Origin of the sequence: Bacillus sp. 166amftsu (genome assembly GCF_900107445.1) — a bacterium.
Classification (GTDB): domain Bacteria; phylum Bacillota; class Bacilli; order Bacillales; family Bacillaceae_G; genus Bacillus_A; species Bacillus_A arachidis.
This window is the reverse complement of record NZ_FNQA01000012.1, coordinates 105,138-117,605: the sequence shown is the minus strand read 5'-3', so window position 1 is coordinate 117,605 and position 12,468 is coordinate 105,138. Positions and strand designations below refer to the sequence as shown.

Below are 12,468 nucleotides of genomic sequence, written 5' to 3'. Positions count from 1 at the left end.
CTTTCAGTGAAGTACGTGACTATACGGAGATGAAAATTCGCACGCTATTAACAAGAAGGAAACGACGACGAAAGCGTAGCATCGGATGGCAGAGATGGAGTAACGAATATCTCTATGGTGTACTGGGGCTCTACTGGGATTGGAAAGTCCTTCCCCTGAAAAGTGCAGAGAGTTTCCGATGAAAGTGTCTGCCCTTTGATAGGTCTCATAACCCTTTTGATGAAGTTTATGGGGTGAGCTGCTTGAGGGAAAACCTCACGAGCAGTTCTTATGGGGAGAGGCTGGAGACGGGCCACAATTGATACCGCGCCAGTCTTTTACCCGACAGATTTTATTTAAAACGTGGAAATCATTCTTTCGTATTCATCATTGTAAAAAGATAAAACGAGAACGATTGGAATGCCATTTGTATGGGCAATTGATTGCCATTCTACTCTGTTCTTCTATCATGTTTCAAATGCGGCAATTACTTCTTATGAAAAAGAAACGAGAACTGAGTGAATATAAGGCCATATATATGATTAAAGATTACTTTTTTCTTCTTTTCCAAGCTATACAGAAAGACACCCAAGAGCTATCAAAGATTCTAATTCGTCTGTTCAACCTCCTACAGCAAAACGGGCGAAAATCTCATCGATATGAGAAGAAAACAGTCTTTGATATATTAGGTGTCGTTTACAATTGTACCATGTCTGATAATCAAGCGGCTTAATTCAAAAAAAATGAATCCGTTAGGATTTATTTGGCATGCAAAAATTTCAGGTTCTTACATGTCATCGTTAGAAAAAAGAAGCAATCTCTACTATGATTGACGTTGTATGAGCTTAGCTTGATAGCGATGTGGCGATACCCCACAAGGATTTTTATTCATGATTCTGTAGATACTCTATATCTAAGTCATAACATTTAATGTTTAGATAAATTTTGTTTTCTGTGGTTTCAATACCCAAAACTTCCCCCATTACACCTATATAAGCAGTTTTATTAGGTCCACTCTTAATATACCAACTAATATTCTTAAAACGTTTCTCTAATACAGATATTCCTTTAATGTGAACTCTAAGTTCTATGGATCCGTAATTATAACGCTCGTCTTGGATGTCAATATAACCATTTTCTTTGAATTTAAAATATTCTTTTTGATGCAAATACCCCATGCCCATCAACTTAAGAAATTCGTTGTTATCCAAAACTAAAAAAATGAGCTGAATTCGATGGGATACCGCCACATCGCTATATGCAGTTGAGCATTTAGCATGGGCTGTACGTGAACGAGCACATAGAAGGATTTTTAAGCAACTAACAAGAGACCTTACTCCTTCTCAATGTAAGCAACTAGACAAGTTATTAAGCGTAGGGAAGGGAATTTCTTTCGGGAAGGGCTTTAAAATGATAATATAATCTCTATGAAAATTATATATCTATATAAATTAAATGTTCATTAGATTTAAGGAGGATTTTTATATGATCAGTGAATTAAAAGACAGCGCCCTTGATGAACTTGATGGAAAATGGGGATTAGCAGTAGGAGTTACATTGCTTATTACATTTCCTTTTGTATGGTCCTGGGGCTTGGGAAACGTGATAGAATCGATTATGATAGATATTATTGCAATCCTAGTGAGTGGGCCTTTCATTTTAGGTGCCTACCATCTTGCTTTAAATGCAGTTCGTGAAAAAACAGTTGGAATTCAGCAATTATTTGAATGGTTTCTAGGGTTCAAAAAATATATTAAATCAATTTTTATATATATACTAGTTGGTTTCTATACGACATTATGGACATTGCTGCTTATTATTCCAGGAATCATTAAATCTTTTTCTTATACTATGACCTATTTTATTTTAAATGATCATCCAGAATATTCAATGAACCAAGCCATTACTGAAAGTCGTCGTATGATGAGCGGGCATAAAATGAGTTATTTCTTAATATGTTTAAGCTTTAGTGGCTGGTTTATATTAAGTGTTGTTACTTTAGGAGTTGGTTTCTTGTGGTTAATTCCATATTTTTATACTACTAAAGCAGTGTTTTATGAAGAAATTTCACAAGGCTATTACAAAAAGGGGTCCCAATGCAAAAACTTCAAGATACATGCAAGTAACCTCTAAATCTTGGACATACTGATACTATTACTCTAAAAAAGGTGTATGATTGGTATGAAAAAGAAAAATTTGTTCAAATGGAAGCAATATCAACCTGATATGATTTTATTAACTGTGAGATGGTACCTACGGTACAACCTTAGTTTTCGTGATTTGGTAGAAATGATGGAGGAACGAGGTTTGTCTATTGCTCACACCATCATTATGCGTTGGGTGCATCAATATGGACATGAATTAGACGAAAGAATACGACGTCATCTTAAGACGACAAATGATTCCTGGAGAGTCGATGAAACGTATGTGAAAGTAAAAGGTCAATGGATGTATTTATATCGCGCAGTAGATTCTGAAGGAAACACCATTGATTTTTATCTAAGTGAATCAAGACATAAACAAGCAGCCAAGCGCTTTTTCAAGAAAGCCTTGGCTGCTTCTCATATTTGTAAACCTCGTGTTATAACGGTAGACAAGAACCCAGCCTATCCCGTAGCGATTCAAGAGTTAAAAGAAGAGAAACGTATGCCTGAAGGCATACAAATAAGGCAAGTTAAATATCTCAATAATATATTGGAACAGGATCACCGTTTCATTAAGAAACGTGTACGTTCTATGTTAGGATTCAAGTCATATGAAACAGCCACTTCTATATTGAGCGGCGTTGAAGCCATGCATATGATGAAAAAAAGACAACTTAACCTACAGGTGAAGTCTGCTCAAAATGAAGTTGGGTTCATACATAAGTTGTTTGGAATTGCATCATAATCTGTCATTGAATAGGCCATGTAGGTTCTATATCTCTATCAAATGTTTTTTGCACCAGAACCTTAATTATTATCAAACAAAGGAAGAACTAATTCAAGCTATTGAAACATACATCTATCATTACAACTACAAACGATTCCAAAAAAGGCTTAACTATCGAGCTCCGATTGAATATCGAATCTCGATGGCTGCATAGTCTTTTTTTACAGCTGTCCACTTGACGGGGGTAAGACCACAACCAGCTTCTGTCTTTTTATGTTGAAAATTCGAGTTGTAATTAAAGAAAACCTTATTCACAGGTACAAAAGTAGAACTTCCTTGAGTATGCATTTCATTAGGAATTTGAGCCTATTGATTAAGATTATGTATTTCCCGAGCCACAGATTCTAAAATATAAACAACAGGTATTTGCGTGGTAATATTAGATTCTTGGAAAAATTCCTCTGTTACATAATAGGGAATGTTTATATCAGAGATTTTTGCAATGGTTGAGAGTGCATTGTTTGTAATACTAATGATTGTACTTCCTTCTTGTTTAAGTTGGTTAAGATGAGTGACGGTAAATTTATTTTCTCCTGAGACAGATAAAGCAATTGTTACGCTATTATTACGGAGCTTAGAGTGGATCGGGAAGTGAGGATCTTTAATATACAACGAAAATTTACCTAAGCTTGAAAAATATCTTGCACCATATTCAGCAAGAATACCAGAGCTGCCGATCCCAATAAAAATAACGTTATCAGCTTTGGTAACGAGACTTGCAGACTCCTTAATTTTTTCTTCTAAGTTACTTTTTAATGTTCGCTCAAAAAACTCTATTACAGATTGTTGAGAACTTTTTATAATCGTCTTTTTATTCTCTTTTAATTGCATTTTCAACTTTACTTTAAATTCGGAAAACCCCTCGCAATGTAGTTTCCTACAAAAACGTAAAATTGTAGCTGTTGATACATGTGTTTCATCCGCTAGTTCACGAATTCGCATATAAGCCACTTTATCACTGTTTTGACAAATATAGTTGTATAAAGAAGTTTCTAATTCATTAAAATTAGCGATGATGTCGTTTGTAAACATTAATTCAGTTTCTCCTTCAGTAAAAGATATTGTAACCTGCAAAAAATGATAACTACATTTTAGCACAACTTTTTCATGAGAAACATAGTGTTACATTTATGTAACAAATCACTTTTTCCCTTATAAAAAACTAAATGCTCTTCATTCATTTACTATCCCACTAAACGTAGTTATGATTTTTTTGTAGTTACTTATAAGGGAGAGAAATTTATAAATTCGAACAAAATAGTAATAATAACATAAATTTCTGGAGGTAATCAAAATGAAAAAATATCAATTCCCTGAAGGTTTTTTATGGGGAGGGGCGACTGCAGCTAATCAAATAGAAGGCGGATTTAATGAAGGGAATAAAGGACTAAATATTGCCGATGTTCTTCCAGGTGGAAACGAGCGGTATAAAATATTAATGAATCCAGGTTTTGATTTTGAAATCCATCGTGATCAATATTACTATCCGAATCATGAAGCTATTGACTTCTATCATCGTTATAAAGAAGATATTGCGTTGTTTGCGGAAATGGGTTTCAAAGCATTCCGTATGTCGATTGCCTGGACAAGGATTTTTCCAAATGGTGATGAGTTAGAGGCAAATGAAGAAGGATTGGCTTTTTACGATCGTGTTTTTGACGAATTGCATAAACATGGTATTGAACCAGTTGTAACCATTTCTCACTATGAAATGCCTCTGCATTTAGTAAAAGAATACGGTGGTTGGAGAAACCGCCAAGTGGTAACTTTCTTTGAAAGATATGTAAAATCTATTTTCAATCGTTATAAAAATAAAGTAAAGTTTTGGATGACTTTTAATGAAATCAATAGCAGTTTGTTGATGCCGATTCAAGGTCTTGGTTTTTCAATCCAAAAAGAAGAGGATAAATACCAGCCTACCTTCCAAGCATATCATCATCAATTTGTCGCAAGCTCCATTGCAATCAAAGCATGCCATGAGATCATTCCTAACTCCCAAATTGGTTGTATGATTCTCTTTGCACCTGTGTATTCCTTTGATTCCAATCCAGAAAATATAATGTATGCCCTTCAGGAAGAACAGCTTTTTAACTACTATTGTGCAGATGTACAAGTACGGGGTGAGTATCCAGCTTTCATTAAGAGATACTTTAAAGAACACAATATCGAATTGGAGATTCAAGATGGTGACTTAGAATTAATAAAGGAAGGCATTGTTGATTATATTGGCTTTAGTTATTACATGTCCCGCACTGAGAAGAAAGTGAAGACAGATGAGGAATCAACGCAAGGGAATATTATTGGTGGCACAAGAAATCCGTTCTTAAAAGCAAGCGACTGGGGATGGGAAATCGATCCCGTAGGATTACGTATCAGCTTAAACAAATTATATGATCGCTATCAAAAACCACTATTTGTTGTAGAAAATGGGTTAGGTGCCTATGACAAAGTAGAAGAAGATGGTACGATCAATGATGACTATCGAATTGACTATCTTCGTGAGCACATGAAAGCAATGGGTGAAGCCATTGAAGATGGTGTTGAGTTAATAGGCTATACAAGCTGGGGCTGTATTGATATGGTAAGCATGTCAACAGGTGAGTTCTCCAAACGTTACGGCTTCATCTATGTTGATAAACATGACGATGGCAGTGGTACATTAGAACGGAAAAAGAAGAAGTCCTTTTTCTGGTATAAAGATGTAATTGCAACAAATGGGGAAAGGCTATGAAAATCTATTAATATTAATTTCCTTTTTACAAAGGGTACAGGTTATTATATAGATTGTTTTTTTATTGCAAGATTTATTTAGGATATATAGGTTCAAATGATTGATAAACCATCTAATAACCTTACAGAACTGTCATCTTTATGTAAGGTTATTAGATAGTTCATATAGTATTTTAATGTAATAATAAATATATAAGAAGTCATAATAATTTTTTTAGAGGTGAACATCATGAAAGGGAATCATATCTTATCTTCTTTGAGTTATTTTAGTTATTTTTTTGCACCAGTCATATTACCACTTATTATTTACCTTATAGCAGAAGAAAAAGTAAAATGTCATGCGAAAAAAGCAGTACGGATACAGTTAATTCCTTGTGTAATAATTCTCATTGCTATTGCTATAATTAATAGCATAACTAGACTTAGTTCATTAAGTGAAAATACAATTGTAATTGTAACAATCGGAACTTTTGCTATTGCTTTTATCATAATTAGCTACTATTTAATTTTGACTATAGTAAAAGGTATTAAGGTGTTAAAAGAGGTTTAACATATAATAATTCATTATATTTAATAAAAAAGAAGATCGAATAGCTAGATCTTCTTTTTTATGGTTCTGGTGCAAAAACTTTGAAATATATGAAAATGGCCTATCAAACTTGGACATACTGATAGTACTACTCTAAAAAAGGTGCATGATTGGTATGGAAAAGCGAAATTTATTCAAGTGGGAGCATTATCATTATCATATTATTTTGCAAACAGTAAGATGGTACCTACGGTACAACTTGAGCTTCCGTGATTTGGTGGAAATGATAGAGGAACGGGGCTTATCCGTTGTTCATACAACCACTATGCGTTGGCTTCATCAGTATGGTCCTAAATTAAACAAAAGAATCTGTCGCCATCTCAAGCAAACCAATGACTCTTGGAGAGTCGATGAAACATATATCAAAGTAAAAAGCCAATGGGTGTACCTGTATCGTGCTGTCGATTCGAAAAGAAATGCCATCGATTTTTACCTAAGCAAAGCAAGAAACCACAAGGCTGCAAAGCGATTCTTCAAGAAAGCTTTGCAGTCTTTTCATATTTCTGAGCATTGTGTCGTAACAGTCGATAAGAATCCAGCTTATCCTATAGCAGTTGAAGAATTGAGAAAAGAAAAAAAGATGCTATTAGGCATCCAACTAAGGCAAGTGAACTATCTCAATAACATAGTGGAACAAGATCATCGGTTTATTAAAAAGTGAGTTCGTTCCATGTTAGGATTGAAATCCTTTTGCACAGCTACATCCATTATTTCTGGAATTGAAGCGATGCATATGGTAAAAAAGAGCAACTTGTTTTATTGGACAAATCTGTCCAAAATCTAGTTAAGTTCGTCCATCAACTATTTCGAATTGCTGCTTAAGACTAGATTCCACTAGGGAACTTTTTGCCTCTTTATATCTTACCTAAGCATTTGCACCAGAACCATATTTTTAGTACCTTATTAAATTTAATTGTCGGGGGATTTTCCAAAATAGAAACCTAATCCATTTGCTTGCGGAACAAACCCTTCTTGAGCTGAACTATTTTCCACCATATCTTGCTCTTCTGCTGTTATAACAGTGATAACATCTTTCCCTTCTGCTACGGTATTTTCTCTTTGATCTTGTTCCTCTTTAGTAACAAATTTGTATTGATCTCCATTAGTCTGTGCAAATACCTTTGTACTTTGAAATTCTTTTACAAATCCGATTGATAAAGCTAAAGCACCTGAAAAAACAATAGATAATACTAATTTTCTTTTCATAAATAAACCTCCTGATATTTTTGGTAAATCGTTCCATTTAATTGCTGTGAATATAATACCATAAATAACTTGTTTAATCTTGTTCAACTAAACTGCCCGCTAGTTTAATATGAAATAGGGGATATTCAAACTTATCATTACAATTACATAAATATTGTTGTTGTGGTAGTAAATGAGGTCATCTAGTGGCCTTATAAAGAAAAAAATACACCACTATATAATTAGTGATGTACCTTTATTAATATAATGTGCAACATTATAGAAAATTCATTGATTTTAAAAGTCTCATTTACTATCACTTGTCTTTAATATTACATAGTATTTCAAAATGGATTCTTTTTATTTAGCGTAAAATTTAGGATTACGAGGTATTTTTGATCAAACTCTATTTCAAAGTTACAATTATAAATAAATAATATATGCTTTTCATAAGAAAATATGGTAACATTTTGTCGTGAATTATACTATTTTGATATTTTATATTGATTTTTTTTCGTGAAGTATACTTGACGGAAATTAATTTATGAGTTTATACAAGAACTATACGAAAATGTATCATTTAATCTAATTAACAGGAGAAAATAATGAATAATTCCATCGACATACAATACTTGTGTGATCTCGTACATAAAACCTTTAATGTACCTATTCACATTTTATCTACAGACAAAAAAACTTATTTTATTCTACTTCTGATGATGTTTGTAGTCCTTTTTATCCTTCTAAAGAAGAACATCTTAGTGAGATTTATCAAGAAAATGATCTCTATAACTTTCCACTTTTCAGGGGTAATAGTTATCTTGAAAATTTCGTCTTAATTCATATTACAAATCATGATTATATAAAAGGAACTATTATAATCGGTCCCACTGCACATCCAAATGTATTAGATGATATGGCCATTATGCTTCGGGAAAAATTTAGCTCAAATGATAAAATTCAAGAAGGACTAGCCTATTGTCAGTGCCTACCTAAGATTAAAAAAACTACTTTAATTGATATAGGAATTTTATTACATTACATGATTTTCAATGAAAAGTTAGATGTAGGTATTGTTTTGGAAAAAAACAAAGTGCTAGAAGATGCTCCCTATAAAATCGTGAAACCTGATTTATATATTTTTAAACGTCGACAAAATGATTTTGAAAACCCCAACCTACCACATATACATAAATTTTTTTCAACAATCAAAGAGGAAAATAAAAAAAATTTAATACAATATAAGCATTCATTATCACAAGAAGATAATGGACTTATGTTAACAGATGATGCACTCAGAAATCGAAAAAGTAATGGTATTATTGCGATTACCCTAGCTACCCGATACGCGATAGAGGGTAAACTTCCAGCAGGTGTTGCTTATGCTCTTAATTATTTATATATACACACCATAGAACAACTAGATAATGCGCACGCTATTAAGCGATTAGTAGAAGATGCTTTATGTACTTTTGCAGATCGTGTGAAAGAATATAATACGCAAAATTTTTCAAATGCGGTTACTACATGTATAAATCATATTAACAAAGGTTCTGTTGCAAAGTTTGAAAAAAGCATAAATAGGTTGGTAAATGAGGAATAATGTTTAGGAAGTAGCTAGTAATTGTTGAAGTTCATTGTACGTTGAAAAGGCGGAGTCTCTTTGAAGACTTCGCTTTTGTTTATATAGGGCATGAATGGTCTCGATACCTTTTATCGTATGTGAAGCATGACGAAGATTTTGAAATCCTGCGGATTTGGCAAAACGTCTCTTTACATGCCTATGATCTTGTTCAATAAGATTGTTTAAATGTTTGATTGTACAATGGGTTGTGGTTTGATAAAATCCTTGTTTTCTTAATTTGTTAAATGCGCAAAGTAATGCCGGTGCTTTGTCAGTTGTGAGAACCGTTGGTTCTCCAAAATGTTTTACTAATCTTTTCATGAAGGCATAGGCAGCCTGATGATCCCGTTTTTTACGAAGTTGAATATCCAATGTGTGCCCTTCTTTATCAATTGCACGATATAGGTAACACCATTCTCCTTGGACTTTGATATAAGTCTCATCCAATTTCCAAGATAAATGTACATGCTTATTTTTCTTCTTCCAAATTTGATAGACCAGGTGTCCGTATTCATGAACCCAGCGCATGATGGTTGTAGGATGAACTGAAACACCACGTTCTTTCAGAATTTCAGAGACATCACGATAGCTTAAAGAAAAACGACAGTAATAGCCAACGGCTACTAAAATAATATCTTGTTTGAACTGTTTTCCTTTAAAATATCTCATATCTGATTCTCCTAGGTTCCGTTTTTTAGAGTGTAGCTTCATGTAGAAAACTTTGCAACAGAACCTTCTCTTCTAACCCCAACCTTATTAGCTAAATCTTCCTGAGACATATGTAACTTAACTCTATATTCTTTCATTCGAGTCTTAAGTGGCATCTTGCATTCCTTTCTTTTCTCTACGCTCAAATATTTCTAAATTAATTAAGAAGGTACCTAATGGTGCAAAAAATGAAATAATAACAAAGAAACGAATTATATGTAGATTTTCAAAAATAAAAATACTCAAAACTAGTATGATACCTAGTACCAATGCCACGAAAAAAGCTCTTGTAGCAGAGATGCGAACATGTAGTATAAAAGGGGTACGGCAACGATTACTTCTTTTTTGAGCCACTCGGCAATTTTCATAGTTTTTAAGGTTTTTTAATTTACCGAATACAAAAAACCTTAAAAATTGGATTATAAAGTACATTTTTCTTGAGTGGCTCCAAAAGTAACAAATGGTTGCCGTATGCCCTATACAAATATGCAATTTTTCATATTTGTATAGCGGATAATATCCTACATAATATCACTTCATTATTTTACAAACATTTTTAAGGTACTCATCCAAACTGTAAATTTCCAATATATAGATTGCCGTTACGCAGGATAAAACATGAAATAAACGTACTTTTTCCTATTTTTCACTTTTGCGCATGCCAGTTTTTTTGATGGGTATAAAATTATATTACAATATTTTCTTCTATGATTTTTCAGATTTAATAATATATAAACTGTGTTTAATTTAGTATCGCTATGCTAGATTAGATGTTTACGTTCAAAAGAAATAAATGTTTTAATGTAAATATCAACTATATATCTCCATTTTAAGTTATGGACATACCTACTATGCAGAATACAACATGACCGTTACTTACTTTTGCCTTCTTTTTAAACCTGGCATCTGGCCTCCCTAATTTTTACGGATAGGAATAAGTCAATTTAAGAAGTACCATAGCAAGAGGATTATTAATTGTATTAATTTTATAAATAAGTATATGGATAGATAAGAAACCTGGCGTTTCATATGACCGTTAGAATGGATTGAAATGAAAGGACTGATTAATATGAATAAAAGAAAGAATCGTAGATTACAAAAACCAATGAAAGTATTGATGACATCTGCTGTTTTGACAACGACATTATTTACATCTATGACTGTAAATAATTTGAACATTCATGCTGAAACTACACAAACCGAGGCGCAATATGAAGAGAGGAAGTTTGAACTTCCAAGTACAGGACATTATATGGGTGAAGCGATAAGAGAAATAAGAAGTGAGCAACGAAACTATATACCAACAGGAATCTATGTAAAACCGAATGAACAAGTCACAATTGAAGTATCGGGACTATCTGGATTAGACAAGCTTGGCGCAATTATTGGGACACATGAATATGATAAAGAAGGGGGAAAAGCATTTCGTCTTTCTCCTGGTTCTAATACCATCTCCTCTCCAAACGGTGGTTTATTAGGGTTTGATAACTCTGAAGGGAAAGGAACCGTTAAGGTGAAAGTAACACAAGGCGGGAGTCCTATTCCATTCTTTGAATTAGGGAAGCATACGAAAGAAGACTGGATTGCAATGATGGACAAGTATCCAGATGCGCATGCTGTACAATTAAAATCAAAACGAGCTGTACTTACTGTTACTCGTGATAGTGCGAAGAAATACATTGTAAATCAAGATCCTGTTCCGCTATTAAAAAAATATGATGACATGATTCTAGTACAAGATAAATTATCAGGGCTATCTGAAACAAGTTCTAATCCGTTACATCGTTCAACTCGCCGTCTTTGGGCTTTTGTGGAAAATCCTAACAATCCACCGGGCATGTACATGTATGCAGGTCGGGATGGAGTCGTATTTACTACTGCTTATGACGCAATTAAAAGTGCTTTGAATGTAAATGAATTTGGATGGGGACAAATGCATGAAGCAGGGCATACAAGACAACAATATCCCTGGACGTGGGATGGAGTAGTTGAAGTCAATGTTAATATATACTCTTTAGCTGCACAAAAACAATTATTCCCAGGTCAACCAACACGTTTAGAAAAAGAAGGGGATTATGACAGGGCTTTTCAATACTTAAAACAAACAGATAAAGAATATGAAAAGATTAATGACCCGTTTGTGAAAGTTGTTATGTTTTGGCAACTTCATTTAGCATATGGTGAAGATTTCTATCCAAATCTTCATAAACTATATAGAGAGTTACCAAAAGACAAACTTCCAAAAACGAACGAAGATAAAATACAGGCCTTTATTTATAATACATCGAAAGTAGCGAAACAAAATTTACTACCATTTTTTGATCAATGGGGACTGAAAGCATCACAAGAAACGAGAAAAAAAGTAGAAGCGTTAAATTATCCAACGTTAACTGCCCCGATATGGGAAGCGACGGATGCGAAACCTGTTAAGCCACTGGCTACGTATAGTACAAAAAAATAATGCAGATTGTGATCAGAAGGAGGCTATTCTTTAGGGATAGTCTCTTTTGCATGGTGAAATTTGTGTTTTCTGCAATATGGGGTTCAGCCGCATGCCCATCAACTTAAGAAAAAAAGTTACCCCCAAAAAGAGAAAAATAAACTTCGATGCTATAAAAACACAAAATTTCCATTTAGGGGGTACTTTAAAATCTTAGCTTGATAGCGATGGGGTACCACCAACAAAACGCGAATTTTGTACGCTAAGCAAAATTTGAATGTA

General features: G+C 33.6%; 10 protein-coding genes and 5 pseudogenes. 9 read left to right on the top strand and 6 right to left on the bottom strand.

The window, feature by feature from the left end:
- A pseudogene (locus BLV40_RS20925) lies at window positions 1-182 on the top strand (group II intron reverse transcriptase/maturase); the annotation flags it as partial.
- 143 nt (window positions 183-325) lie between these two features.
- Window positions 326-712 (top strand): annotated as a pseudogene (locus tag BLV40_RS20920) (IS4 family transposase); the annotation flags it as partial.
- Between the two features lie 151 nt (window positions 713-863).
- Here the strand turns inward: BLV40_RS20920 and BLV40_RS20915 are convergent.
- Window positions 864-1,229, bottom strand: coding sequence for a hypothetical protein (locus BLV40_RS20915; RefSeq protein ID WP_211482132.1), 366 nt, complete (start codon window positions 1,227-1,229; stop codon window positions 864-866).
- 235 nt (window positions 1,230-1,464) lie between these two features.
- Between BLV40_RS20915 and BLV40_RS20910 the strand changes: the two genes are divergently transcribed.
- Both BLV40_RS20910 and BLV40_RS20905 read left to right on the top strand, forming a co-directional pair.
- On the top strand, window positions 1,465-2,112 hold the full coding sequence (locus tag BLV40_RS20910) for a DUF975 family protein (protein ID WP_090693537.1): 648 nt from the start codon (window positions 1,465-1,467) through the stop codon (window positions 2,110-2,112).
- A gap of 48 nt (window positions 2,113-2,160) precedes the next feature.
- Window positions 2,161-2,868 (top strand): IS6 family transposase, encoded by a 708-nt coding sequence (locus tag BLV40_RS20905; RefSeq protein ID WP_090693534.1) that lies wholly within the window; start codon window positions 2,161-2,163, stop codon window positions 2,866-2,868.
- A 348-nt stretch (window positions 2,869-3,216) separates the two neighbouring features.
- On the opposite strand, the gene BLV40_RS20895 is transcribed toward BLV40_RS20905, so the two are convergent.
- Window positions 3,217-3,942, bottom strand: coding sequence for a MurR/RpiR family transcriptional regulator (locus tag BLV40_RS20895; protein WP_090693530.1), 726 nt, complete (start codon window positions 3,940-3,942; stop codon window positions 3,217-3,219).
- Between the two features lie 262 nt (window positions 3,943-4,204).
- Here BLV40_RS20895 and BLV40_RS20890 point away from each other — a divergent pair, with 262 nt between their 5' ends.
- The 3 genes and pseudogenes from BLV40_RS20890 (at window position 4,205) to BLV40_RS20880 (ending at window position 7,051) form a co-directional block, all read left to right on the top strand.
- A complete protein-coding gene (locus BLV40_RS20890) occupies window positions 4,205-5,641 on the top strand; it encodes a glycoside hydrolase family 1 protein (RefSeq protein WP_090693526.1) in 1,437 nt (478 codons plus the stop codon).
- 228 nt (window positions 5,642-5,869) lie between these two features.
- The gene (locus BLV40_RS20885) at window positions 5,870-6,190 is read left to right on the top strand and encodes a magnetosome magnetite crystal formation protein family (RefSeq protein WP_090693523.1); all 321 of its coding nucleotides are present in this window, start codon (window positions 5,870-5,872) and stop codon (window positions 6,188-6,190) included.
- Between the two features lie 154 nt (window positions 6,191-6,344).
- Window positions 6,345-7,051 (top strand): annotated as a pseudogene (locus tag BLV40_RS20880) (IS6 family transposase).
- An 87-nt stretch (window positions 7,052-7,138) separates the two neighbouring features.
- Here BLV40_RS20880 and BLV40_RS20875 read toward each other — a convergent pair.
- Entirely contained in the window at window positions 7,139-7,435 is a 297-nt protein-coding gene (locus BLV40_RS20875; RefSeq protein WP_090693520.1) for a hypothetical protein, read from the bottom strand.
- 584 nt (window positions 7,436-8,019) lie between these two features.
- On the opposite strand from BLV40_RS20875, the pseudogene BLV40_RS20870 reads away from it, so the two are divergent.
- Window positions 8,020-8,963, top strand: a pseudogene (locus tag BLV40_RS20870) (AraC family transcriptional regulator); the annotation flags it as partial.
- Window positions 8,964-9,020: 57 nt separating this feature from the next.
- Here BLV40_RS20870 and BLV40_RS20865 read toward each other — a convergent pair.
- The 3 genes and pseudogenes from BLV40_RS20865 to BLV40_RS20855 all read right to left on the bottom strand — a co-directional run bounded on the left by BLV40_RS20865 (window position 9,021) and on the right by BLV40_RS20855 (window position 10,178).
- On the bottom strand, window positions 9,021-9,707 hold the full coding sequence (locus BLV40_RS20865) for an IS6 family transposase (RefSeq protein WP_090693516.1): 687 nt from the start codon (window positions 9,705-9,707) through the stop codon (window positions 9,021-9,023).
- A 65-nt stretch (window positions 9,708-9,772) separates the two neighbouring features.
- Window positions 9,773-9,862 (bottom strand): annotated as a pseudogene (locus BLV40_RS28945) (helix-turn-helix domain-containing protein); the annotation flags it as partial.
- On the bottom strand, window positions 9,852-10,178 hold the full coding sequence (locus tag BLV40_RS20855) for a hypothetical protein (RefSeq protein ID WP_244525437.1): 327 nt from the start codon (window positions 10,176-10,178) through the stop codon (window positions 9,852-9,854). The gene BLV40_RS20855 and the pseudogene BLV40_RS28945, both read right to left, overlap by 11 nt.
- 637 nt (window positions 10,179-10,815) lie before the next feature.
- Here BLV40_RS20855 and BLV40_RS20850 point away from each other — a divergent pair.
- Window positions 10,816-12,207 carry a M60 family metallopeptidase gene (locus BLV40_RS20850; RefSeq protein WP_090693552.1) on the top strand — a complete coding sequence of 464 codons (1,392 nt, stop codon included), beginning with the start codon at window positions 10,816-10,818 and terminating at the stop codon, window positions 12,205-12,207.
- Window positions 12,208-12,468 lie beyond the last annotated feature (261 nt).